The organism is Fodinicola acaciae, assembly GCF_010993745.1.
Classification (GTDB): Bacteria; Actinomycetota; Actinomycetes; order Mycobacteriales; family HKI-0501; genus Fodinicola; species Fodinicola acaciae.
This window is the reverse complement of the sequence record NZ_WOTN01000002.1, coordinates 359,459-382,999: the sequence shown is the minus strand read 5'-3', so window position 1 is coordinate 382,999 and position 23,541 is coordinate 359,459. Positions and strand designations below refer to the sequence as shown.

Genomic DNA, 23,541 nt, shown 5'->3' with positions numbered 1-23,541 from the left:
TCGTGAGCGTGCGCGTTGCGGTCGTCACCGGCGGTTCCGGCGGGATCGGGCGGGCGGTCTGCCGGCGGCTGGCCGCCTCCGGCTATGCCGTCGCGGCCGTCAGTCGCGCCGCGGCCGCGTACGACGACGACCGCATCACCGGCTTTCACTGCGATGTCACGGATCCGGAGCAGGTGGCCGAGCTGGCCGGAAAGCTCGACTCGGTGGCGGTGCTGGTCAACAACGCCGGCATGGCCGACACCGCGCGCTTCGAAAAGACCACTGTGGACAGTTGGGACGCGCAGCTGCGTACGAACGCCATGAGCGCTTTGTTGGTGTCACAGGCTTTCCTGCCGCAGATGCGCGCTGCTGGCTGGGGCCGGATCGTCGCGGTCGCCTCGACCGCGTCGCACGTCGGCGCGCGCTACACGACCGCTTACACGGCCTCGAAACACGCCATGCTCGGCGTCGTACGCGCGTTGGCCGCGGAGGTCGCCGGCAGCGGCATCACCAGCAACGCGGTGTGTCCGGCCTTCGTACGCACACCGATGACCGACCGGTCGATCGCGCTGATCGAGTCGCGCACTGGCAAAGACGGTGAAAAGGCACTGGCGTCGGCGTCGCCGTTGGGTCGGCTGATCGAGCCCGCCGAGGTCGCTGGCGCGGTAGCGTATTTCGCCAGTGAGGAGGCCGGCTGCGTGAACGGCCAGTCGCTCGTCCTGGACGGAGGAGGCCTGCAGCTATGAGCCCGTTCCGCGGTTCGGTGGGATTCACCGAGGAATGGAAACATTTCCGGCTGGAGCGCGCCGACAACGTCGCCACGCTCACCTTCAACCGGCCGGACAAGCTCAACGCGTTGACCTTCCAGGCATATGCCGACCTGCGCGACCTGCTTGCCGAGCTGCCGCACCGAAACGACACGCGCGTGCTGGTTTTGCGTGGTGAGGGAAAGGGATTCTGCTCCGGCGGCGACGTCGACGACATCATCGGCCTGACGCTGCGGATGGGGACCGACCAGCTGCTGTCCTTCACCAGGATGACCGGCGAGGTCGTACGCGCGATGCGCGAGTGTCCGATCCCGATCGTGGCCGCCCTGCACGGCATGACCGCCGGAGCCGGCGCCGTGCTGGCACTGGCCTCGGACTTCCGGATCGCCACCCCAGCCGCCCGGTTTGCCTTCCTGTTCACCAAGGTCGGCCTGTCCGGCGCTGACATGGGGGCCGCGTATCTGCTGCCGCGGATGGTCGGCGTCGGCCGCGCGACACAGCTGCTGATGCTCGGCGACACCGTCGACGCGACGACCGCCGAGCGATATGGCCTGGTGACCGAGGTGGTGCCGGACGGTGAGTTGTCCAGCCGGGTCGGCGATCTGGCGCGCCGGCTGGCCGACGGACCGTTTCAGGCGTACGCGTCGACCAAGGCGGTGTTGACCCGCGAGCTGGACATGAGCCTGTCGGCTTCTCTGGAACTGGACGCGACGACCCAGGCGTTGCTGATGAACGGCCAGGACTATCGCGAGTTTCACGCGGCTTTCACCGGCAAACGGCCGCCGCGCTGGCAGGGCCGTTAGATGCACGAGATGGTGAATCCGCCGGCTCTCGGTCCGGCCGTGGGGTTTTCCCACGCGACGGTGGCAGGTCGTACGGTCTATCTCGGCGGCCAGACCGCGCAGGACTCGTCCGGCAAGATCGTCGGCGACGACCTCGTCGGCCAGTTCGACCGCGCGCTGTCCAATGTGGTCACCGCGTTGGCCGCCGCCGGCGGAAAACCGGAGGACATCGCATCGATGGTCATCTACACGACCGACATGGCGGCATACCGCGGATCGTTGAAAGCACTTGGCCGGGTCTACCGATCCCACCTGGGACGGCACTACCCGGCCATGGCTTTGCTCGGTGTCAGCGAGCTTTTCGACCCTCAGGCGATGGTCGAGATCATCGCCACCGCGGTGCTCTAGCCGGCGATGGTCACGTTGCCCAGCGGCAGCACGTTCCCATCTGTGTCTCGTACGGTGATCTTCACGTCGCCAGGCTTGCGATAGATGGTGTCGTAGATCCTGTCGGGGTCGACTCCGGACGGAATGCGGAACCAGACGAACCGCACATCCGGATTCTCACTCCATTTCTGGACGTGCGTGTCCATCTTCCGGCCTTGCGCGATGAACTCCACCTCAGCCGCCGGACCGGCGTAATAGCCGAAGACGAAGTTGTTGAAACCGTCGCCGAGCAGGATGTGAAAACCAGGTTTCAGGTCGGCGGATCCGCTGGTCAAATTGTAGTCCTCGCCGCGAAAATAGCCGAAGTACTCGCCGGCCGCATCGCGTCTGCCTTCCCAGATGGTGAACTTGGTCGGATCGCCGTTTGTACGTACGAAAAAGATGATCGCCTCGCCTTTGCTGTCGAACGCGCCGGTGCAGATGGCGTCGCCGGCCGGCACCGCAGGAACCAGGTTACTCACCTTGATTTCCTTGAGCGGCACCGAACCTGGCGCCGGCTTCCGCGCGACGCCAGGCGCCGGACACACATACGACCGCGACGCGTCATCGGACGCGCTGGTGGTCACCGTGGTGGCGCCAAGCCTCGGCACGACCGCCGCCGCACCGACCACCGCGACCGCCGCCAACCCGGCGAGCACGCGGCGGCGCGTACGAATTTTCCTGCCTCGTTTGATAACCCCGACCGGATCGAGCGGCCGCTCGGTCTCGATCGTGGACAACGCCGCTCGTACGTCGTCTTCGAAATCTGTCATCGGCTCTCCCCTGTCGGCACGCTTTCGCTGGCCGAGTGAGCGCGCAGCTTCGCCAGTGCGCGGGACGCCTGCGACTTGACCGTCCCGACACTGATTCCGAGGGTCTCGGCGACCTCCGCCTCGGACATGTCGTTGTAGTAGCGCAACACCACGACCGCGCGTTCGCGGCGTCGTCGGCGCGGATGCGCGACCACGCCACGTATGTCCTGGCATAGGCGGCCTGCGTGAGGTCCTCGGCTCGACCCCGGTCGCCGGTGAGCGCGTACGCGGTCGCCAGGAGCCGACCTGACGTCTGTCGTACGAACTCGGTGAACTCCTCGTCACCCGACATTCCCCGCTTGCCTTTCTGACGGCCCACTCACAGACCACTACGCGGTCAGGCGGCGGAAAGGTTGCGTCAAGCCAGCTTGTGGATGCCGGCGATGTCGTCGGCGAGCCCGTCGAGGAGGCCGCTGACCGGCCCGTGTCCCGGCAGCTCGGCGGCCGGATCGATCTCCAGCCACGGCACGAGCACGAATGCGCGCAGATGCGCACGCGGATGCGGCAGGATCAGCGCCGGGTCGTCCTGGACGACCGGAACACCGTCCGACCAGACGGCGATCACGTCGACGTCGAGCGTACGAGGACCGAAGCGGCGATCCGGGTCCCGGACCCGACCAGCCGAGTTTTCCAGCCGCTGGGCCAAAGTCAGCCAGCCGTGCGCGTCGACCGCCGGGTCGTCGACGATCGCGACGGCGTTGGCGTACGCCGGCTGGTCGGTGTCACCCCACGGGGGCGTCTCGTATGTGCTGGACGCGCGCACCAGCGCGGGGCCGATGCCGGCCAGTGCCTCGCGCAGCGTACGCAGCCGGTCTCCGAGGTTCGCGCCGAGCGACAACACCGCTTTGCTCATCCCTCGATCATGCTCCACCGGCGGGTTAGGGTCGGCTATGACCTTCGCCGAACGAGTACGCGGCCGCGAGAAGCTGGTCGGTTACTGGATCGTCACCGACAACGCGCCGGCCGCCGAGCGAATCGCCGGCATCGGCTATGACTACGTGGCGCTGGACGGACAGCACGGTCTGCTCGACACGCGCGCGTGGCTGGCCGCCATCACCGCGATCGACGCGGTCGGCGCCTCCGCCGGCTTGATCCGCGTGCCGGCGGCTGATCCGATGTGGATCGGCAAGGCACTCGACACCGGCGCGCGCGGCGTGATCGTACCGCTGGTCAACACCGCCGAGGAGGCGTCCATCGCCGCGCGCGCGTGCCGCTATCCGCCGGACGGCATCCGCAGCTTTGGGCCCTTCCGTTCGTCGCTGCGCATCGGCCCGGAGCCGGCCGACGCCAACCGCGAGATCGTCTGCCTCGCGATGATCGAGACCGCCGAGAGCCTGCGCAATCTCGACGAGATCTGCGCGACGCCGGGTTTGGACGGCTTGTACGTCGGCCCGGCCGACCTGACGCTCGGCGTCGGCGGCCGCTTCCCCGGCGACCCGGCCGTACGCCCGGCCTTCGACGAGGCCGTCGACCGTATCCTGGTCGCCGCCGAGAAGAACGGCCTGGCCTGCGCGATGCACTGCCAGAGCGGCGAGGACGCGGCGCGCTGGCTGGAACGCGGCTTCACGATCACGACGATCAGCAACGACCTGGCCCACCTGGAACAGGCCGCCACCGCACACCTGAAAGCCGCACACTCCTGATCCGCTCGTACCAATGTCGGCATAATATCTTGTTAGCCAGGTATTACGCGGTCCGTCCACCTCACCCGCATTGCCAGTCACACCAGCACCACCCCAGCCACCCCGGGATGTTCGCATGGCCCCCATACGTGCGTCAGACGCACGTAAGGAGGCCCTGCCACCAAACCACAAACCGGCAAGATAGACATTTAGCGCTACAGACGCTGTGCTGGCATCCAGCCTGACGGGTTGCTTCCCATACGTGACCCGGCTTGCTCGTTCTCCCCGTCGGCGCCCGCAACAACCAAAAAACGCACCCACCTCCCAAAACGCAACTCAAAGAACCCACCCCCACCCCACTTTCAAGACTTGTATGCAGACCTGCATGCAGAGTAGAGTCACCGCGGTCAGAGCCAGCACGGGGAGGTGCCCGGCAGGAGGCGCGGATGACGGTCAGGGTGGCGGACGCTGGACCGGCGGTGAAAGGCAACTCACCGCGCCGGGCCGCGGTGGCGAGCTTCGTCGGCACCAGCGTCGAGTGGTACGACTATTTCCTCTACGGCAGCGCGGCGGCGCTGGTCTTTCCCAAGCTGTTCTTCGCCAATCTCGGTCCGACGGTCGGCACGATCGTGTCGCTGGCGACGTTCGCGGTGGCGTTTGTCCTGCGACCGGTCGGCGGCATCATCTTCGGCCATTTCGGTGACCGGCTCGGCCGCAAGCGCGTACTGATCCTCACGCTGTTGCTGATGGGCGGCGGCACCTGCCTGATCGGTCTGCTGCCGACACAGGCGCAAATCGGCCTCGCGGCGCCGATTTTGCTGATCATCCTGCGCATGCTGCAGGGCATCGGGCTCGGCGGCGAGTGGGGTGGCGCGGCGCTGATCTCGATCGAGAACGCGCCACCGGGCAGCCGCGGCCGGTACGCGGTCGGCATGCAGATGGGAGTGCCGGCCGGCCAGCTGCTCGCCTCCGGACTTTTCGGCCTGTTCTCGGCACTTCCCGACGACGCGTTCTACAGCTGGGGGTGGCGGGTGCCCTTCCTGCTCAGCGCCGTGCTCCTGCTGATCGGCCTGTTCGTCCGCTTCGGCCTGGCCGAGACGATCCATTTCCAGCGGCTGAGCGAAAAGGCCAAGGTGCCGATCGTAGAAGTGTTCCGTACGGCCGCGAAACCAACGATCCTGCTGACGTTCATCCAGAGCGGCCCCAACATCGCGTACTACCTGTTCACCGTCTATTCCTCCCTGTACGCGACGACCGTGCTGCATCTGCCCCGCAGCTGGGCCCTGGTCGGTGTGTTGATCGCGGCGGCCGTGGAGTTCGTGACGATGCCGGTCTTCGCCACCATCTCCGACCGGCTCGGCCGCCGGCCGGTCTACCTCTTCTCGGTCGTTTTCCTTGCCGCGTATGCGTTTCCGTTCTTCTGGCTGATGGACACCCAACGCGAGGTGCTGATCTGGGTCGCGCTGGCGATCGGCCTCGGCATCGGCCATTCCTCGGCCGGATCGCTGCACGGCGCGCTCTACAGCGAGCAGTTTCCGACGCGCGTCCGCTACACCGGCGCGTCGGTCTCGTATCAGCTGTGCAGCGTGATTTCCGGCGCGCCGGCGGCGATCGTGGCGACCTGGCTGATCAGCGCGACCGGCACGACCCGGGCGGTCTCGCTTTATGTGATCGCCGGCTGTCTCGTCTCGCTGGTGTGTGCTGTGCTGATCCGCGACCGACATCGTGAGGACATCAGCGAGGAGGCGGCGTGACCGACATCGGCGTGATCATGCTCGACAACGACCTGCCGCGGCCGGTCGGCGACATTGGCAACCCGCGGAGTTTTGCCTATCCGATCGCATACGACGTGTGTCCCGGTGCCGAGACGACGTTGGTCGTCGAGCAGAGCGCCGTCGGTCTTCTCGAGGCGGTGAAGGCCACCGCAGCGCGGCTGCGCGACAAGAGCGTACGCGCGATCACCACGTGCTGCGGTTTCTTGGCCATCTATCAGAAAGAGCTGGCGGCGACGCAGGACGTGCCGGTGGCGACCTCGAGCCTGCTGCAGGTGCCGCTGGTGCTCCGGATGCTCAAACCAGAGCAGAAAGTCTGTGTCCTCACGGTCAACGCGTCGACACTGACCGACCGGCACCTCGCTGCTGTCGGCATCACCGAGCGCGTCAACCTGGTCGGTTTGGAGCACACCGAACACTTCTATCCGATGATCGTCGGCAAGCGGAAAGACCTCGACGTGCCGACCGCGGAGGCCGAAGTCGTCGCGGCGGCAACGAAAGCGACACAAGACGACCCGTCGATCGGCGCTTTCGTCTTTGAGTGTACGAACCTGCCGCCCTACGGCGGTGCCGTACGCGCCGCCACCGGCCTGCCGGTCTGGGACGCGCTCACCATGATCGACTGGCTGCGCGCCGGAGTTGCCGCATGATCGTCATCATCGGCGGCGGCGTCGTCGGCACCTCGATCGCGTTTCACCTCGCCAGGCGCGGAAACTCCGACGTGGTGCTGCTGGAGCGCGGCCGGCTCGGCGAAGGCGCGACGGCGTACGCGACCGGCGGCATCCGCCAGCAGTTCACCTCCGAGGTCAACGTGCAGCTGGTGCGCGACTCCGTACGGTTCTTCGAAAACTTCGCCGAACACACCGGCTCACCGTTTGACTTCCGCCAGCACGGCTATCTTTTCCTGCTCGACAACGAGAAGCAGCTGACGGCCTTCACCGAGGCGGCCAGGATGCAGCGGTCGTACGGTGTGCCGACGCAACTGCTCACACCGGACGAGATCGCCGCCGTCAACCCGAAAATCCGGGTCGACGATCTGCTCGGCGGCGCTTACTGCGCGACCGACGGCTCCGGATCACCGGCCGACGCGACCGCTGGTTTCGCGAAGGCGGCGAGAAAACTCGGCGTCGACGTCCGCCAGCACACCGAGGTCGTGGCGATCGAGCCGGGAAAAGCCGTACGCACCAAGGAAGACCGGATCGAGGCGGAGACGGTCATCATCGCGACCGGTCCGCAGGCACGCGCCACCGGCCGGCTGGCCGGCGTCGAGCTGCCGGTCGGACCGCACCGCCGGCAGGCCTTCGCGATCGCGCCACTTCCGTGGCTGCGCGCCGAGCTGCCGCTGACCGTCGACCTCGGCAGCGGCGCGTACGTCCATCCGGACAGCAGCGGCGGCGTCATCGGCGGCAACGACCGCGACGTGCCGGAAGGCACCGACACGACCGTCGACTGGTCGCTGACCGAGCCGCTGATCCGCGCGTTGACACACCGCATCCCGGAGATGGAAGACGCCGAGATCGTCCGCGGTTGGGCCGGATTACGGGAAATGACGCCGGACGACCACGGCATTGTCGGGCCGGTGACCGACGGCGTGTGGGCCGCGGCCGGCTTTTCCGGCCACGGATTCATGCAGTCGCCGGCGATCGGCGAACAAATCGCGCGTTGGCTGCTCGACGGCAAGCCGTCGATCGACCTCGACCGGCTGCGGCCGTCGCGCTTCGGCGACGCCGAGCTGGCCGCCGAAGGCGTACGTTTCTAAGGAGGACTATCGATGTTCAGCGGTCGGGGGGCTGACCTGCTCGTCGAGTGCCTGGTGCGGGCCGGTGTGCGGCACCTTTTCGGCGTGCCCGGCGACACCGGCGTCGTTTTCTACGACGCACTTTACGAGCGTACGAAGGACATCCGGCACGTCCTGGCACGCGACGAGCGGCACGCGGCCGCGATGGCCGACGGCTACGCGCGCGTCACGAACACCGTCGGCGTGGTCGAGGTGTCCAGTGGTGGCGGCACGACGTACGTGGTCGGCGGCCTCGGCGAGGCGTACGCGTCCGGCGTCCCGGTCCTGCTGATCACCTCGGACATCCACACGCGCAGCCGCGACACCGGCGCGCTGACCGAGATCGACCAGGAGGCGCTTTTCAGCGCTGTCACCAAATGGCGCACGCGGGTGACCGCGGCCGAGGACATCCCGAACGCCGTTCGCGAGGCGCTGCGGCAGATCACCTCCGGACGGCCGGCGCCGGCCGCGGTGATCCTGCCGGAGGACGTGCTCGACCAACGAGTAATTGTCGACGAATCCACATTGGACGGTCTGGCGACCGACGTTCCGTACGACCGTCCCGTGCCGGAAAACGTCGAGCTGGCGGCGGAAATGTTGAGTGGCGCGGAGCGGCCGGCGATCCTGGCTGGCGGCGGCGTGCACACCTCCGGCGCGTACGACAGCCTGCGCCGGCTCGCCGAGAAGACGCAGGCGCTGGTCGCGACGACGATCCACGGCCGGGGGGTCATCGCCGACGACCATCCGCTGAGCATCGGCGTCGCCGGCAACAACGGCGGCGACGAGGCCGTCAACGACCACCTCGCCAAGGCCGACGTGGTGCTGCTGGTCGGCACGCGCGCCAACGCCACGGACACCGACGGCTTCACGGCACCTCAGCGTACGGCCAAGATCATCGCCATCGACATCGACCCCGCGCGCGCCGGCCGCAACTACCCCGATGCCGTACGCCTGGTCGGCGACGCCGACACCACCCTCACCTCGCTCGCCAACGCGATCCGCCAACCTGCCGCGACGCCTCGTTACTGTCCTCCAGTGCCAGTAACGAGGCGTTGCGGCAAAAACGACGGGGTGCTGCTGCCGGAGGAGGTGATCGAGGCGGCGCAGGAGGTGCTCGGTCAGGTGCCGGTGGTGGCCGATCCCGGTACGCCGACGCCGAACGTGGCGACGTATTGGAAGGTCAAAGCGCCCGGGCGTTCGGTCATCGTGCCGCGCGGCCACGGGCCGATGGGATACGCGATCCCGGCGGCCATCGGCGTCGCGATCGCGCGGCCGGGCGAGCCGGTGCTGGCGCTCACCGCCGACGGCAGCTTCGCGATGGCCTGCGGTGAGCTGGAGACCGCCGCACGCCTCGACCTGCCGATCGTCTTCATCCAGTTCACCAACCACAGCATGGGTTGGATCAAGATGTTGCAGCACCTCTACACCGGCCAGCGCTACTTCAGCGTCGACCCGGGCACGATCGACGCGGCCAAGGTCGCCGAGGCATCCGGCATCCGGGGCGTACGCGCGACGGACCTCGACGACGTGCGCAAGGCGGTCAGCGAGGCCGTACGGGACCGCATGCCGGTCTACGTCGACGTCGAGGTGCCGCACCTGATCGACCACCTGCCGCCGGTGCCGGCCTGGTCGCGTGCGCTGGCCGGTGACCGCGAGCGACCGGTCTACTGAGAAAATGGCCGGATGGACGGTCCCAGCCTCTCCGAAGAGGTCTACCGGCGGTTACGCCAGGAGATCGTGCACGGCGACCTGCGGCCGCGCGAGTCGCTGTCGGAGGTGGAGATCGCCGAGCGGCTGCAGGTGAGCCGTACGCCGGTGCGCGAGAGCCTGCAGCGGCTCGCCTCCGAAGGCCTGATCACCTCGCACCGGCGCCGGTGGATCGTCTACGAGCACAGCAAGGCGGAGATCTCCGAGATCTACGAGGTGCGCGCCGCGCTGGAGAGCTATTCGGCGCGGCTGGCCGCGCTGCGCGCGACCGACGACGAGCTGGTCGCCATCGCCGCGTTGCGCGGAGGCCAGACCAGGGACCAGCGCATTGACTACAACGAGCACCTGCACGACTCGATCATCCGGTTGTCGCACAACGAAACCCTGCTCCGACAGACCCGCACCAGCCGGCTCTACTTCTTCAACCGTACGGTCGCGAGCCTCTACACCGAGGCCGACCTGGTCAAGTCGACCGAGCAGCACGACACGCTGATCGACGCGGTGTGCGACCGCGACCCGGACCGTGCCGAGGCGGCCGCACGTGACCACGTCGAGTTCGCGCTAGAGCTGATCCTGCATCGCCTTCCTGGCTAACGTCTTCGGCAGGCCGAGCCGGCCGCGGGTCGCCACCAGCACGATGACCGCCACGACCGCGCAGGCCAGCAGCATCACGTGTCCGACGTCGTCCTTGGTCAGGGTCGGATACATGCTCGACCAGACGATCGAGAAGAAGTTGTTGATGCTGACGTGCAACAGCATCGCCAGCGGCAGGCTTTCGCCGGTACGGTTGAAAACCCACGCCATCACGATGCTCAACGCGGTGGTGGCGGCGACGAACTCGACGATGCCGAGCACGGTGACGTGCGGCCAGTCACCCCATTCGCTGAAGAACAGCGGCAGGTGCCACACGCCCCAGATCGGTCCGAGGATGAAGGCCGCCGCCAGCGGACCGTACTTCTGCTGCAACCGGGGCTGTGCGAAGTCACGCCAGCCGGGCTCCTCGGCCAGCCCGGTGGTGATCATCTGCAACAACAGGCCCGGCACGTACGCGATCAGCACGGCGGCCGGCGGCGCGACCACCTTCCCGTCGGCCAGAGCGGTGGAAAACAGGACGATGACGGCCGGTACGCCGAGCAGCACGCCGGCGTACCAGCGCCAGCTCACCTTCCAGCGCAGGAGCCGGCCGACCCACACCCGGATGCCGGCTCGGCCGTCGGCGAGCGCGGTCACCAGCGCCGCCGCCGTGATCGGGCCGAGGTAGGCGCCGGGCAGCACGCCGGCGAGTTGTGTCGTGCCGAGAAACTCGGGAAAACGGAAGTGCCAGATCCCCAGTCCGGTCTCCGACAACACGTACGGGATCCAGGCGAGCCAGCTCAGTCCGCAGGCCAGCACGAAGAAACAGATCAGCGGTCGGCTCCGCACGAAGCCGCGAACATCGGCCACCGCAGTGGTCCCTTCTGGCGAGTGATTCGGTCGCGAACCAGCTCACCAGTCCGGCGGGTGCCGATCAGGCCGGCGACCACCCGAAGAAATGGTGGAGCCTGCTACACCGTCTTCGACAGCAGCTCACGCAGTGCGCTCGGGGTGTGACCGAGCTGCTCGCGGACCGTACGCGTCAGATGCGCCTGATCCGAGAAACCCAGATCGGCGGCCAGCGCGGCCAGGCTCGGCTCGCCGGCCTCCAGCCGGTCCAACGCGCGCGTTATGCGTACGCGATTGCGGTAGTACGTAACGGAAACACCGAGCTCGCGGGTGAACGCGCGGCTCAGCCGGTATGGCGAGCTGTCGAGCAACGCGGCGAGCGTGGTCAGCCGGCCAGCCGATGGATGGCCGGCGGCGATCGCGGCGCGCGCGTTTTCGACCAGCACGCGGTCCGTACCCGGCCGCGGCTCGACCGCGTACGCGAACAATCCGGCCAGCAGGCCGAGAAGTCGCTCGGTGAGCGCGTACGCGGGATCCGGACGGGCGGCCAGGATCGCGCGATGTGCGAGCTCGATCCGCGCGTCGGCATACACGCGATAACGCGAAATGCGCGCGTCGCCGGCCATCGACCGCCACAGTTTTGGGCTGAGCGTGACGATCGTGGTCCGCTCGCCGGACGCCGGATGCGCGTAGTCGCGCTCTTCTCCAGGCACGCCAAGAAAACATGTCGTCCGGTCCACCTCGGCGACGGCGCCGCCGCTGCGTACCCGGAACATGCCGTCGCGCACCAGCATGACCTGGTAGGACTCGGCGTGGCCGGCGAACCAGCCGGTGTGGTCGTCGACGCAGCTGAACTCCTCGACCACGAAATCCGGGTCGGTCGCGACCACCATGTCCTCGCCCTGGTGCATGCCGTGACCGTACGCGCGGCGGATCACGACGGTGCAACGATTTTCAAGACCTCTGCCGCGCCGGCCGGCACGCTGGCCTGCGACAGAGAGGAAACCGATGTTCACAGCACGCACGTCCCTGACCGCCATCGGCGCCAGCCTGGCCACCGCGCTCGTCCTGCCGGCTATGTCGGCCAGCGCCGGCACCACACCGGAGCACCACCGCGACCCGGCCGCGACCGTGGCCTCGTTGGACACGAAATACCAGGCAGCGGTGAAAAACAACGACGTCGCCACCATCGACCGCATCCTCGCCGACGACTTCGTCATCGTCACCGGCCGCGGCTCGGTCTTCACCAAGGAGGACGTGCTCAACGACGCGCGTACGCAGGCCTGCACGTACGAGAAGCAGGACGAGATGCCGGGGACCCAGAAAGTGCGCGTCTTCGGGCAACACACCGCGACCGTGACGGCATTGTTGTGGATCAAGGGCAGTTGCTCGGACGGCTCGACCGTCGACCAGAAACTGTGGTTCAGCGACACGTACGTGCTGCGGCAGGGCCAGTGGCGCTACACCTTCGGCCAGTCGTCCATCCATCTCTAGGCTGGGACGGCTTGAGTTTGACCTGGTGCCCGATGGTTGGACGCGCGTCGCGGTCGAGGGAAGCGCGAACCAGGGACAGCGAGCAAGCCGACCCCTACGAGTCACAACAGCATTGGCCGCAATCGGAATCCGATTGTGTCGTCCGATGTGACCTGACCTGCGCAAATACCGTCGCCGGTCGCATTCGGGCACGGCATGCGGCGACCGATTGTCGCCTTGTTGACCGAGCGGATCGATTCAGGTCGACAACAAGGTGGCAAGCGGACAATTCGCTCAGGCGATCAGGACCTCGGCGTCGACTCAACAGTCCCTCCAGTCACAGCGAAGGTCGGGCGTGTGGGAGTGAAACCGTTTTCCTTGCATCTAGCGCCAGTAAATGTCGTCCCGAAGATAACGATGCAGCAACACTTACCCGTCCATACATCACAAATCGCTTGAACTAGCGCGGCCGGCGACGCAGGCTGTCTGGCATGGGGATGGGGAGCCTGGCACGACTGGGTTTGCTGGCGCTGTGTTGGGGCTCCAGCTTTCTGTGGATCAAGATCGCGCTGGCCGGCCTGTCCCCGCTGCAGATCACCCTCGGCCGGCTCGCCCTCGGCGCGCTGGTGATGGTCGTTTTTTGCCTGGTCACCAAGGTGAAACTGCCGACGGACTGGCGGACCTGGGGGCTGCTCGCGGTGCCGGCGGTCAGTGGCGCGGCGCTGCCGTTCACGCTCTTCGGCATCGGCGAGCAGAGCGTCGACTCCAACCTGGCCGGCGTACTCAACGCCACCACGCCGATCATGGTCGTCGTGCTGTCGTTCCTCGCCGGTGTCGAGCGGCGGCCGGGCTGGCCGCGGATCGCCGGCGTGATCGTCGGTTTCGCCGGCGTCGTCGTCATCCTCAGCCCATGGCGGTCCGCCGGCGGCAGCGTCGCCGGCGCGCTGTCGTGTCTGGCCGCGGCCGCCTTGTACGCCGTCAGCTACATCTTCGTCAGCCGCTTCCTCAGCGGCCGCGTACAACCGGCCGCGTTGACCGCCGGGCAGCTGCTGGTCGCCACTGTCCTGGTCGGCATCGCGACACCGTTCGCGACCACCGCGCCGGTGAGCCTGAGCTGGCCGGTCGTCGCGAGCGTGGTCGTGCTCGGCCTGGCCGGTACGGGCTTGGGCATGCTGCTCAACTACCGGCTGATCGCCGACGACGGACCGACGCTGGCGGCGATGGTCGGCTATCTGCTGCCGGCCGTGTCGGTGATCCTCGGCGCGCTCGTACTGAGCGAGAAGCTCGACGCGCTGACCATCGGCGGCATGCTGCTGGTCCTGGGCGGCGTGGCGCTGACGCGGGTCCGTACGGACAGACCGGGGTCGCGGACCACTCGGATCACGCATGTGACGCCGACCACATCAGGCCACTCGATCGAGCCGGTCACACCGCCGCTGACCTCGGCGAACGACGGCGAGCTCCACCGTGCGGGCCAGTCCGGTTGACCGACCAGACAGGTGCACGGGGGCAAACCGGTCACTGTGACGCAGCGCTCCGCGAATCACTACCTACGGCGTCGTAACATAGGTGGGGCTAAATTCGTTGGAAGGTCGTGCCTGCGCCGTGTCAAGCACCGAGCAAGAGACACATCCCAAGCAGATCCAGCAGCTCGATCGGGTCGTGATCCGTTTCGCCGGTGACTCCGGCGACGGCATGCAGCTCACCGGAGACCGGTTCACCTCGGAGACCGCGTCGTTCGGCAACGACCTGTCGACGTTCCCCAACTTCCCCGCCGAGATCCGCGCGCCGGCCGGCACGCTGCCCGGCGTGTCCAGCTTCCAGCTGCACTTCGCCGACCACGACATCCTCACCCCCGGCGACCGGCCGGACGTGCTGGTGGCGATGAACCCGGCGGCGCTGAAGGCCAACCTGCCGGAGACGCCGCACGGCGCGACGCTGATCGTCGACACCGCCGACTTCACCAAGCGCAACCTCGGCAAGATCGGTTACGACAGCAACCCGCTCGAGGACGGCTCGCTGGAGGCCTACCACCTGCACGCCGTCGACCTGACCGGCATGACGCAGGAGGCGGTCAAGGACTTCGGCCTCGGCCGCAAGGAGGCCGCGCGGTCCAAGAACATGTTCGCGCTCGGCCTGCTGTCCTGGATGTACAACCGGCCGACCGAGTCGACCATCGAGTTCCTCAAGAAGAAGTTCGCCAAGAGCCCGGACATCGCGGCGGCCAACATCGCCGCCTTCCGCGCCGGCTGGAACTACGGCGAGACCACCGAGGACTTCTCCGTCTCGTACGAGGTCAAGCCGGCGGCGATGGCGGCCGGCACCTACCGCAACATCTCCGGCAACCTGGCGCTCGCGTACGGCCTGGTCGCCGCCTCGGTGCGCAGCAGGCTGCCGCTGTTTCTGGGTGCCTACCCGATCACCCCGGCCAGCGACATCCTGCACGAGCTGAGCAAGCACAAGCGCTTCGGCGTGCAGACCTTCCAGGCCGAGGACGAGATCGCCGGCATCGGCGCGGCGCTCGGCGCGTCCTTCGGCGGCGCGCTCGGCGTCACCACGACCTCCGGCCCCGGCATCGCCCTGAAGTCCGAGACGGTCGGCCTCGCGGTGTCGCTGGAGCTGCCGCTGGTCATCTGCGACATCCAGCGCGGCGGACCGTCCACCGGCCTGCCGACCAAGACCGAGCAGGCCGACCTGCTGCAGGCGATGTACGGCCGCAACGGCGAGGCGCCGGTGCCGATCATCGCGCCGCAGTCGCCGGCCGACTGCTTCGACGCGGCGCTGGAGGCCGTACGCATCGCGCTGACCTACCGCACGCCGGTCTTCCTGCTCTCCGACGGCTATCTGGCCAACGGCTCGGAGCCGTGGCGGATCCCGGACATCGCCGCGCTGCCCGACCTGACCGTCGAGTTCGCGACCGAGCCCAACCACACCGACGACAACGGCAATGCCGAGTTCTGGCCGTATCTGCGCGATCCGGAGACGCTGGCGCGGCCGTGGGCCGTTCCCGGCACGGCCGGCCTGGAGCACCGGATCGGCGGCATCGAGAAGGCCGACGGCTCCGGCAACATCTCGTACGACCCGGCCAACCACGACCTGATGGTGCGCACGCGCCAGGCCAAGGTCGACGGCATCGCCCGTACGATCGGCGACCTGGAGGTCGACGACCCGGACGGCAACGCACACGTTTTGGTGCTCGGCTGGGGTTCCACGTACGGGCCGATCGGCGCCGCCTGCCGTCGCGTACGCAAGGACGGGCACCCGATCGCGCAGGCGCACCTTCGCCACCTCAACCCGTTCCCAGCAAACTTGGGGGACGTGCTGCGGCGGTACGAGAAGGTGGTCATTCCGGAAATGAACCTCGGCCAGCTGGCCACGCTGATCAGAGCGCGTTATCTGGTCGATGCCATGGGGTACAACAAAACACGGGGCATGCCGTTCCGGGCCGAGGAGCTGGCCGGCGTGCTGACCGATGTGATCGCGGGAGTTGACGGATCGTGACCGACGTCGTCCAACTGGGATTTCCCTCGCTGGGCAGTGTCCCGAAAAGCGACACGCCGCAGCGGGCCGCCGATTTCAAGACCGACCAGGAAGTCCGCTGGTGCCCCGGCTGCGGTGACTACGCCGTGCTGGCCGCCGTGCAGGGTTTCCTGCCGGAGCTTGGTTTGGCGCGGGAAAACATCGTCTTCGTCTCCGGCATCGGCTGTTCCTCGCGCTTCCCGTACTACATGAACACCTACGGCATGCACTCGATCCACGGCCGCGCGCCGGCGATCGCGACCGGTCTGGCCTCGGCCCGGGAAGATCTGAGCGTCTGGGTGGTGACTGGTGACGGCGACGCGCTGTCGATCGGTGGCAACCACCTCATCCATGCCCTGCGACGCAACGTCAACCTGAAGATCCTGCTGTTCAACAACCGGATCTACGGCCTCACCAAGGGCCAGTACTCGCCGACCAGTGAGGTCGGCAAGGTCACCAAGTCGACGCCGATGGGGTCGCTGGACAACCCGTTCAACCCGGTGTCGCTGGCGATCGGCGCGGAGGCGACCTTCGTCGCGCGTACGCTCGACACCGACCGCAAGCACCTGACCTCGGTGCTGCGCCAGGCGGCCGAGCACAAGGGCACCGCGCTGGTGGAGATCTACCAGAACTGCAACATCTTCAACGACGGCGCCTTCGACCTGCTCAAAGACCGGCAGAGCGGCGCCGACTGGCTGCTTCGGATGGAGCACGGCGAGCCGCTGATCTTCGGCACCGACTCCAACAAGGGTGTCGTACGCGACCCGAAGACCGGCTCGCTGGTCGTCGCCAACGTCGACGAGGTCGGCAAGGACAACGTCGTCGTCCACGACGCGCACTCGCCGGACAGCGCCTACGCGTACGCCCTGTCCCGGCTGTCCACTTCGGACACTCCGCACACGCCGATCGGGGTTTTCCGCTCGGTGGAGCAGCCGACGTACGACGACCTGCTGCGCGGCCAGGTCTCCACGGCGGCGGCCAAGATGTCCGACGACCGTACGACCGAGCTGGCCGGCCTGTTGCGGGGCCAGGACACCTGGACCGTCGGATAACACCGGTTATCGGGCGGTTTGCCGCTGGCCGCATGCGATCGATTGCGCCGATCTCCTTGACGCTGACCGCGTGCGGCATGCAGGCTCCGTGATCGACGTCACTGTGCGATCAGGGAGAGTGCGCGATGACCGGACCCGCCGCCGCCAGTCCCGACCTCGTCCGCCGGCAACGACTCCGTGCGGTCGTCGCCTCCACCGTCGGCACCACCATCGAGTGGTATGACTTTTTCCTGTACGGCACCGCGTCCGCGCTGATCTTCCCGGCGTTGTTCTTCCCCAAGGCGGATCCGGCGGCCGGCATCCTGCTCGCCTTCGGCACGCAGTTCGTCGGTTTCGCCGCCCGGCCGGTCGGTGCGATCATCTTCGGCCATTACGGCGACCGGATCGGCCGCAAGGCCACGCTGGTCACCACGCTGATGCTGATGGGGCTCGCGACCTTCCTGATGGGTGTGCTGCCGACGTACGCGACGATCGGCATCGCCGCGCCGATTTTGTTGGTGGTGCTGCGAATCGTGCAGGGCATCGGGGTCGGCGGCGAGTGGGGTGGCTCGGTGCTGATGTCGATGGAGTGGGGCCGCAACGACCGGCGCGGGCTGATGGCCAGCTGGCCGCAGTTCGGCGTACCGATGGGGCTGATCACCTCCAACGGCTGCTTCCTGCTCATCAGCACGTGGACCGGTCCGGCGTTCCAGACCTGGGGCTGGCGCGTCCCGTTCCTGTTGAGCGCGGTGCTGATCGCGATCGGCCTCTACGTGCGGCTGCGGGTGCTGGAAAGCCCGGCCTTCGCGGTGCTGAAGAAGGACGCCAGCGTCGTACGCCTGCCGGTGTGGGAGGTCATCAAGACGCAGCCGCTGGCGATCGTCACCGGCGCCTTCGTGCGGATGTCCGAGCAGGCGCCGTTCTATCTCTTCGTCACCTTCGTGTTGACCTACGGCACGAAAACGTTGGGGTTGAGCCAAAGTTCCTTGCTCAACGACACCATCATCGCCGCCTGCATCGGCCTGGTCACCATCCCGCTGGCCGGCTATCTGTCCGACCTGTTCGGCCGGCGGCTGATCTACGGCATCGGCATCGTGGCGACCGCGCTGTTCGCTTTTCCGTACTTTGGGTTGCTCAACACCAAAATGCCGGCCCTCGTGCTGCTCGCGATCGTACTTTCGCTGATATTCCACGACACCCAGTACGGTCCACAGGCGGCGCTGATCGCCGAAGGCTTCGGCACCGGCGTACGTTACAGCGGCGCGGGTCTCGGCTATCAGCTCGCCTCCGTGGTGGCCGGCGGCCCGGCACCGCTGATCGCCGCCGCGATCCTCACCAACACAAAGTCGTCGGTCGGCATCAGCCTGTTCATCATCGGCTGCGCCGTGCTGTCGATGATCGCCCTGCTGGCCATGCCGAAGGTCGCCGCCAGCAGCGCCGCCGTCGACCACCACGAAGGCGCCGCCGCTGCCGCTCAGCTGGAAGGCAGGGCCGTCAAGTAGCTCGGGGCCTGTGGTCGCATGGCCACCATGCTTGCGCTGGATGCACGCATGGTGGCCATGCGACCATCCGTGAGCGCCGAGGCGATCGATGACGACGCCAGGGCGGCCAGCTCGCGGCGTGAGCGGATCACCGTGGCGTCCAGCGCGGCGGTCGGGATCGCCTCGACGGTCGGCCGGCGCAGGCTGACGGCACGCCACAGCGACGCGGCCAGCGAGTCGTCACCGACAAAGGCCATCCTGGTGTCGCCGAACCGCAGCGCGACCGGCTGTACGACGGCACCGGCACGCACGGCGGCCTCGAAAAGCGCCGGCTTGAACGGACCGCGTTCCTGGCCGCACCACGTCGTACCCTCCGGAAATCCGGCCAGCGCACCACTCATCCGCAGCGCCCGGGAGGCCGCGTCGATGGTGGCCGGCAGCTTCGAGAGCTTGTCGCGTTCCATCCACACCGAGCCGGCCGCGGCTGCGATCGGACCGACCACCGGCCAGCGGCGGATGGACGCCTTCGCCACGTGCCGGCACGGCTGGATCGCGACCATCGTGAGAATGTCGATCCAGGACCCGTGATTTCCGACGTAGAGCACGGCCCGCCCGCCCGGCCGTACGACCGAGCCGGCGACGGTCAGCCGGATGCCGAGGGCACGCAACAACATCCGCGCACCGGCACTGACCAACGTGTGCCGCCGGCGGCGCGAGACCACCAGCAACACCGGTGAAAACGCGAGGCCACACAACACCAGGAAAGCGGCCGACAGCAATCTGCCAGCACGCCGGGCCCATCCGGCCTCGTCCGAGGCGGCCGGCAGGCAGCGATCGGGGTGGCACGGGGAAAACGGAGTCCAGCCGGTCGGCGCCGGTCGCGGATGTACGCTCATCACGCACCTCTGCCAGGTCACGACGATGCGGTCGAGCACATCGTGACCCGGCTATGTGACCGGCCGGCCGTCTGCACATGACGATCGGATGTCGGTCAGGAGTTTTCCGCCAGCCGCAGTGCACCGATCTGAGCGACCACCTTTTTCGTGGCAGGACAACGCCACACTGCCCGGTCGCCGTCGGCGGCCGGCTCAAGTGGATGAGTGTGCGGATGCGCCGGACACTCCGGCCAGCTGGTCGAGCGGCTCCGCGACCACAGCTCTTCGACGACCCACTCCTGGACTTTGTCGGCTATGGCCGCGACCTGCGCGAACATCGGTTGCCTGAGATCGACGCCGACTCCGGCACCAGAGCCGTCCGGGCCATAGAGCATCACCGACTCGGCGTCCGGCACGTCCGACCACGGGTCGTCGCGTACGTCCGGACGCGGCACGCCGGTTGTCTCCAGATCGCGCATGACAACCGCCAGCGCGTCGGCGAATTCCTTCCGCATCCCGGAAATGCTAGGGTCACGCGGCCACACCGGCGAACAAATTTTCGCTCTATCGATCGACCACGTTTGCCAGCGCTTCACCGGCGGCGAAACGGCGCAGCTGGTCCGCCACGAACTTTTCCGCGCGTGGATAGAAAGTGTTCGAGCCACCGGCGACATGCGGGGTGATGAGTACGTTTGGCAGCGTCCACAACGGATGGTCGGCCGGCAATGGCTCCGGATCGGTGACATCCAGCGCGGCACGCAACCGGCCGGACGAGACCTCCTTCAACAACGCCTCGGTGTCGACCGTCGCGCCGCGGCCGACGTTGACGACGAGCGCGTCGTCCGGCAGCAGCGCGAGGCGCTCGGCGTTGACGAACTTCGCGGTGGCCGGAGTCGCCGGCAGGATGTTGGCGAGGACGGTCGTACGCGGCAACAGCTCCGGCAGGTCGTCCGGACCATGGATCCGCTCCGCCGGCCGCGGCCGGCTGGCCACCCGGATCACCTCGCACTCACAGGCCAGCAGCCGCGCCTCCAGAGCCGAGCCGATCGAGCCATAGCCGAGGATCAGCACGGTGGAGTCGGCCAGCGAACGGGTGAAGTGCGGATCCCAGTTGCGCTCCCGCTGGTTGGCCGACCAGTGCGGGATCTCGCGCTGCGCCGCCAGCATCAGGCCAAGCGCCAGCTCGGCCGTACTGGCGTCGTGCAGGCCGCGGCCGTTGCAGAGGGTGACGTCCGGCCCGATCCGGTCGATGACGGCGTCGACGCCGGCCGTGAGCACCTGCAGCACCCGCAGCGACGGCATCCGCTCCAGCAGCGCCAGCGCCGACGGCTTCGCGTACGGCATGACGTAGAGCTCGACGTCGTCGGCCTGCTCGGGAGGGTCGCCTTTGCCGTCGTACACGTCGACATCGAGGCCGTCCGGCCACCGACCTCCCATCCGGCCGATGAGCTGAGGCCACGGCACCAGTACGCGTCGCATACACGCCACTTTAGGCTCGACGGTGTGGAGGTGCGCGGAGAGCTGGTCAGGGACATCGAGTGGCTCGCCGGCCAGATCGAGGCCGCGAAGGCCACCTATCGCACCGGTGACGAGCGTGTGGCCGGCACGATGTGGTGGTATGCCGCGAGCTGGTCGCTGCTCGTGCAGCCAGCCTCCGAGCCGGGGATGGATCCGCGGCTCGACGCGATCGTGCTGGACGTACGGCCGGGTGGTCTGATCAGCGCCAGCCGGTCCACTCGCACGCTCGACGGCGACCTGGCCACCGCGCTCCGCGACCTGTTCGCCGAGACGATCGCGTCGATCTGCGTGGTGACCGGCCAGCGCGACCGGCCGCTGTGGGCCATCGCCGCCGACTCGCTGGCCACCCAGCAACTGGCAGTCGGTCGGCCGGAAATCGCCGTAGGGCTCGGAAAGGCGATCGGCGATCCGCTGCCGCTGCCGCGTTTCGAAGAAGTGCAAGGCAAACTGTTCGTACGGCGTACGTCCTGTTGCCTGATCTATCGCGTGCCGGGCAACGACCTGTGCACCAGCTGCCCGAAGCGGCCGGCCGACGACCGGCGCCGGCGGCTCAGCGGTTATTAGAGAGCGTCGGTCGGCTGACGGACCTCGCCGAGCGGGTGGCGGCGAGCCTGGCCCGCACGTGCACGGTCGCCAGCCGCAGCGAGTCGGCCGCGCTGAGCGTCGGCTCCGCTTCCGGCTCCGGCGGATTTTCCCGCTCCTCCAGGCGTTCCCTGGCCGCCGCGATGGTCTCGTCGGCGGCCTGGAGGCGCTTTTCGATCATGGCGAGGTCGAGCGTCGAGCTGTGTCCGGCTCGCGCGCGGAGCTCCTCGTCCGTCGCCATCGCCTTATTCAAACACGTACGGCCGTGCGCGTACGCGTCAGCGTGGTGACCAATGCGATGACAGCGGCCAAAACCGCGGCCGCGATGGTGAGCCAGGCGAAGTTCAGGAACGCACTGCCGGCCGCCGCCAACAGCGGAGCGACCATCATGCCGGTCGTGTACGCGATGCTGTAGAGCGCATAGGCGGCGCCGTACGCGGGTGGCGACTGGTCGTCGGCGATCGCCGAGATCAACGCGATTGTGGTGACCAGACCGAGCTGTGCGCCGACCGTGACCAGAGCCAGGCCGACCGCGACCAGCCACAACGTGCCGGCATAACCGGTGATCACCAGACCGGCCGCGGCGACGAACGCACCGGCACCGGCCAGCAGCCGGCGTGGCAGCTTGTCGGCGAGAAAGCCGCCGATCGACGACGACACCGCACCGGCGAGGACGGCGCCGGCGAAGATCAGGCCGATGGTGTTGCTGTCGGCCGAAAACGCCGCCGCCGCGTGCAACGGCAGGATTGGCTCCAGGAAAGCGATAAGACCGGCACCGAGCGCGGTCAGGGCAAACATCAATGCGGTCGACGGATGCCGCCACACCCGACCGGGCCGCTCGGCCGGCGCGTGGTCGCCATCGCGTACGAGCACCAAACGCGCGACCCCGTCGAGCAACGCGACGACGGCGGCAAGGACGAACGGCGCGTGCGTTCCCCAGGTGTCGGCCAGAAAACCGCCGACAGCCGGCCCGAGAAGTACGCCGACGCCGCTCGCCGACAATGCGATGCCGAGCGGCTTCCCCCGCTCCTCGGCCGGAAAGACCGCCGCGATCAACGCGAGACCGGCCGTCCAGGCGAAGGCGGCGGCCACGCCTTGCAGCACGCGCGCGGCCATCAACACCGGAAATGCCTGCAGGGTCGCGAAAAGTACGGTGGAGGCGGCCAGCGCGAACAGGCCGGCGATCATCGGCAGCCGATGGCCGATGCGGTCGACCAGCCAGCCGGCGAACGGCGTGGCGACCAGCATCGCCACGGCGTAGCAGGCGAAAAGCACGCTCACCGCCGAAGCGTCGGCGCCGGCGGAGCTGGCAATCCTCGGCAACACCGGAATCGCGACGCCGTAGATGAGCATGTCGGCGGCCAACGCCACCGAGGTGACGATCAAGGCTGCGGAACGTTTCACAACAATCCCTCGAAAATGTAGTCGACCATGTCGTACGGATCCGCGATCTCGCCGAGCACCGCCGGGGTGAACGCGGCCGACACGGACAGGCCGTTGAACCAGGTCAGGATGAGCGCGGCGGAGCGGCGCGGGTGGGCGCTGCCGGCCTCCTCGCACACGGCGGCGAGCCGGTCGGCCCACGCGTAGATGCCGGCGGCCTTCGCGGCCAGCGTGGCATCGTCGAGTTTTCCGGCGACATCGCTCGGAAAGACGATGCTGACCACCAGCAGCGCGCGAAACCGCTGGTCGGTGCATACCAGCCGATAGAGGTCGAGCAGGAAGTTGCGCAGCCGCTCGCGTGGGGTGCCGTCGGCGTCCAGCGCCGACCACGCCTCCTCGGTCGCGATCTCCCAGCCGTCGTCCAGCACCGTGCCATACATCTCGGTCTTGTCGGCGAAGTGGTGATAGAGCGCGCCGCGCGTGACACCGGCTCGAGCAGCGATGTCGGCGAGCTTGGCGGCATGGAAACCCTTGTCGGCGAACTCCATCAACGCCGCCTCCAGCAGCGCTCTGCGGGTCTCGGCGGCCTCGTCGGCGGTCCTCTTCACCACGG

26 protein-coding genes and 1 pseudogene are annotated in these 23,541 nt (G+C 67.9%); 15 read left to right on the top strand and 12 right to left on the bottom strand.

Annotated elements, in window-relative coordinates; translation table 11 throughout:
* Positions 1-2 precede the first annotated feature (2 nt).
* From GNX95_RS17105 to GNX95_RS17095, 3 genes are read left to right on the top strand one after another with little or no spacing between them, the layout of a single operon-like run.
* A complete protein-coding gene (locus GNX95_RS17105) occupies positions 3-725 on the top strand; it encodes an SDR family NAD(P)-dependent oxidoreductase (protein ID WP_222853721.1) in 723 nt (240 codons plus the stop codon).
* Positions 722-1,549 (top strand): enoyl-CoA hydratase family protein, encoded by an 828-nt coding sequence (locus GNX95_RS17100; protein ID WP_163508409.1) that lies wholly within the window; start codon positions 722-724, stop codon positions 1,547-1,549. The genes GNX95_RS17105 and GNX95_RS17100 overlap by 4 nt, the downstream gene beginning before the upstream one ends.
* Positions 1,550-1,936, top strand: coding sequence for a RidA family protein (locus GNX95_RS17095; RefSeq protein WP_163508408.1), 387 nt, complete (start codon positions 1,550-1,552; stop codon positions 1,934-1,936).
* Here the strand turns inward: GNX95_RS17095 and GNX95_RS17090 are convergent.
* From GNX95_RS17090 to folK, 4 genes and pseudogenes are all read right to left on the bottom strand, one after another.
* Complete coding sequence (locus GNX95_RS17090; RefSeq protein WP_163508407.1) at positions 1,933-2,727, bottom strand: hypothetical protein; 795 nt, start codon at positions 2,725-2,727, stop codon at positions 1,933-1,935. The genes GNX95_RS17095 and GNX95_RS17090 overlap by 4 nt on opposite strands.
* Positions 2,724-2,921 (bottom strand): sigma factor-like helix-turn-helix DNA-binding protein, encoded by a 198-nt coding sequence (locus GNX95_RS17085; RefSeq protein WP_222853720.1) that lies wholly within the window; start codon positions 2,919-2,921, stop codon positions 2,724-2,726. Before GNX95_RS17085 ends, GNX95_RS17090 begins: the two co-directional genes overlap by 4 nt.
* Positions 2,922-2,926: 5 nt before the next feature.
* Positions 2,927-3,058, bottom strand: a pseudogene (locus tag GNX95_RS44045) (hypothetical protein); the annotation flags it as partial.
* Positions 3,059-3,124: 66 nt separating this feature from the next.
* Entirely contained in the window at positions 3,125-3,619 is a 495-nt protein-coding gene (gene folK, locus GNX95_RS17080; RefSeq protein ID WP_163508406.1) for a 2-amino-4-hydroxy-6-hydroxymethyldihydropteridine diphosphokinase, read from the bottom strand.
* 37 nt (positions 3,620-3,656) lie between these two features.
* On the opposite strand from folK, the gene GNX95_RS17075 reads away from it, so the two are divergent.
* From GNX95_RS17075 to GNX95_RS17050, 6 genes are all read left to right on the top strand, one after another.
* On the top strand, positions 3,657-4,409 hold the full coding sequence (locus GNX95_RS17075; RefSeq protein ID WP_163508405.1) for an HpcH/HpaI aldolase family protein: 753 nt from the start codon (positions 3,657-3,659) through the stop codon (positions 4,407-4,409).
* Between the two features lie 425 nt (positions 4,410-4,834).
* Entirely contained in the window at positions 4,835-6,142 is a 1,308-nt protein-coding gene (locus GNX95_RS17070) for an MFS transporter (RefSeq protein ID WP_163508404.1), read from the top strand.
* Positions 6,139-6,810, top strand: coding sequence for an aspartate/glutamate racemase family protein (locus GNX95_RS17065; RefSeq protein WP_163508403.1), 672 nt, complete (start codon positions 6,139-6,141; stop codon positions 6,808-6,810). Before GNX95_RS17070 ends, GNX95_RS17065 begins: the two co-directional genes overlap by 4 nt.
* Positions 6,807-7,919, top strand: a complete 1,113-nt coding sequence (locus tag GNX95_RS17060) for an NAD(P)/FAD-dependent oxidoreductase (RefSeq protein WP_163508402.1) — start codon at positions 6,807-6,809, stop codon at positions 7,917-7,919. Before GNX95_RS17065 ends, GNX95_RS17060 begins: the two co-directional genes overlap by 4 nt.
* Positions 7,920-7,931: 12 nt before the next feature.
* Positions 7,932-9,608, top strand: a complete 1,677-nt coding sequence (locus GNX95_RS17055; RefSeq protein ID WP_163508401.1) for a thiamine pyrophosphate-binding protein — start codon at positions 7,932-7,934, stop codon at positions 9,606-9,608.
* A gap of 12 nt (positions 9,609-9,620) precedes the next feature.
* Entirely contained in the window at positions 9,621-10,238 is a 618-nt protein-coding gene (locus tag GNX95_RS17050) for a GntR family transcriptional regulator (protein WP_163508400.1), read from the top strand.
* On the opposite strand, the gene GNX95_RS17045 is transcribed toward GNX95_RS17050, so the two are convergent.
* Together GNX95_RS17045 and GNX95_RS43235 are read right to left on the bottom strand one after the other, a co-directional pair.
* Positions 10,206-11,087: a CPBP family intramembrane glutamic endopeptidase gene (locus GNX95_RS17045; RefSeq protein WP_163508399.1), complete on the bottom strand. Its 882-nt coding sequence runs from the start codon at positions 11,085-11,087 to the stop codon at positions 10,206-10,208. The genes GNX95_RS17050 and GNX95_RS17045 overlap by 33 nt on opposite strands.
* Positions 11,088-11,188: 101 nt before the next feature.
* Positions 11,189-11,977, bottom strand: coding sequence for a helix-turn-helix domain-containing protein (locus GNX95_RS43235; protein ID WP_246281663.1), 789 nt, complete (start codon positions 11,975-11,977; stop codon positions 11,189-11,191).
* 97 nt (positions 11,978-12,074) lie between these two features.
* Here GNX95_RS43235 and GNX95_RS17035 point away from each other — a divergent pair, with 97 nt between their 5' ends.
* The 5 genes from GNX95_RS17035 to GNX95_RS17015 all read left to right on the top strand — a co-directional run bounded on the left by GNX95_RS17035 (position 12,075) and on the right by GNX95_RS17015 (position 18,591).
* A complete protein-coding gene (locus GNX95_RS17035; RefSeq protein ID WP_163508398.1) occupies positions 12,075-12,560 on the top strand; it encodes a nuclear transport factor 2 family protein in 486 nt (161 codons plus the stop codon).
* A 470-nt stretch (positions 12,561-13,030) separates the two neighbouring features.
* Entirely contained in the window at positions 13,031-14,026 is a 996-nt protein-coding gene (locus GNX95_RS17030; protein ID WP_163508397.1) for a DMT family transporter, read from the top strand.
* Between the two features lie 118 nt (positions 14,027-14,144).
* Positions 14,145-16,040 carry a 2-oxoacid:acceptor oxidoreductase subunit alpha gene (locus tag GNX95_RS17025; RefSeq protein WP_281356932.1) on the top strand — a complete coding sequence of 632 codons (1,896 nt, stop codon included), beginning with the start codon at positions 14,145-14,147 and terminating at the stop codon, positions 16,038-16,040.
* The gene (locus GNX95_RS17020; RefSeq protein WP_163510076.1) at positions 16,034-17,110 is read left to right on the top strand and encodes a 2-oxoacid:ferredoxin oxidoreductase subunit beta; all 1,077 of its coding nucleotides are present in this window, start codon (positions 16,034-16,036) and stop codon (positions 17,108-17,110) included. Before GNX95_RS17025 ends, GNX95_RS17020 begins: the two co-directional genes overlap by 7 nt.
* 125 nt (positions 17,111-17,235) lie before the next feature.
* The gene (locus GNX95_RS17015; RefSeq protein WP_163508396.1) at positions 17,236-18,591 is read left to right on the top strand and encodes an MFS transporter; all 1,356 of its coding nucleotides are present in this window, start codon (positions 17,236-17,238) and stop codon (positions 18,589-18,591) included.
* Here the strand turns inward: GNX95_RS17015 and GNX95_RS17010 are convergent.
* The 3 genes from GNX95_RS17010 to GNX95_RS17000 form a co-directional block, all read right to left on the bottom strand.
* Positions 18,564-19,466, bottom strand: a complete 903-nt coding sequence (locus tag GNX95_RS17010; RefSeq protein ID WP_163508395.1) for a lysophospholipid acyltransferase family protein — start codon at positions 19,464-19,466, stop codon at positions 18,564-18,566. The genes GNX95_RS17015 and GNX95_RS17010 overlap by 28 nt on opposite strands.
* Positions 19,467-19,561: 95 nt before the next feature.
* Positions 19,562-19,960, bottom strand: a complete 399-nt coding sequence (locus tag GNX95_RS17005; protein WP_163508394.1) for a hypothetical protein — start codon at positions 19,958-19,960, stop codon at positions 19,562-19,564.
* A gap of 49 nt (positions 19,961-20,009) precedes the next feature.
* Positions 20,010-20,924: a 2-hydroxyacid dehydrogenase gene (locus GNX95_RS17000; protein ID WP_163508393.1), complete on the bottom strand. Its 915-nt coding sequence runs from the start codon at positions 20,922-20,924 to the stop codon at positions 20,010-20,012.
* Positions 20,925-20,948: 24 nt separating this feature from the next.
* Here GNX95_RS17000 and GNX95_RS16995 point away from each other — a divergent pair, with 24 nt between their 5' ends.
* Complete coding sequence (locus tag GNX95_RS16995) at positions 20,949-21,527, top strand: (2Fe-2S)-binding protein (RefSeq protein WP_163508392.1); 579 nt, start codon at positions 20,949-20,951, stop codon at positions 21,525-21,527.
* Here GNX95_RS16995 and GNX95_RS16990 read toward each other — a convergent pair.
* From GNX95_RS16990 to GNX95_RS16980, 3 genes are read right to left on the bottom strand one after another with little or no spacing between them, the layout of a single operon-like run.
* The gene (locus GNX95_RS16990) at positions 21,514-21,786 is read right to left on the bottom strand and encodes a hypothetical protein (protein WP_163508391.1); all 273 of its coding nucleotides are present in this window, start codon (positions 21,784-21,786) and stop codon (positions 21,514-21,516) included. The genes GNX95_RS16995 and GNX95_RS16990 overlap by 14 nt on opposite strands.
* 8 nt (positions 21,787-21,794) lie before the next feature.
* Complete coding sequence (locus GNX95_RS16985; RefSeq protein WP_163508390.1) at positions 21,795-22,949, bottom strand: MFS transporter; 1,155 nt, start codon at positions 22,947-22,949, stop codon at positions 21,795-21,797.
* Positions 22,946-23,539, bottom strand: a complete 594-nt coding sequence (locus GNX95_RS16980; protein WP_163508389.1) for a TetR/AcrR family transcriptional regulator — start codon at positions 23,537-23,539, stop codon at positions 22,946-22,948. Before GNX95_RS16980 ends, GNX95_RS16985 begins: the two co-directional genes overlap by 4 nt.
* Positions 23,540-23,541: the final 2 nt, after the last annotated feature.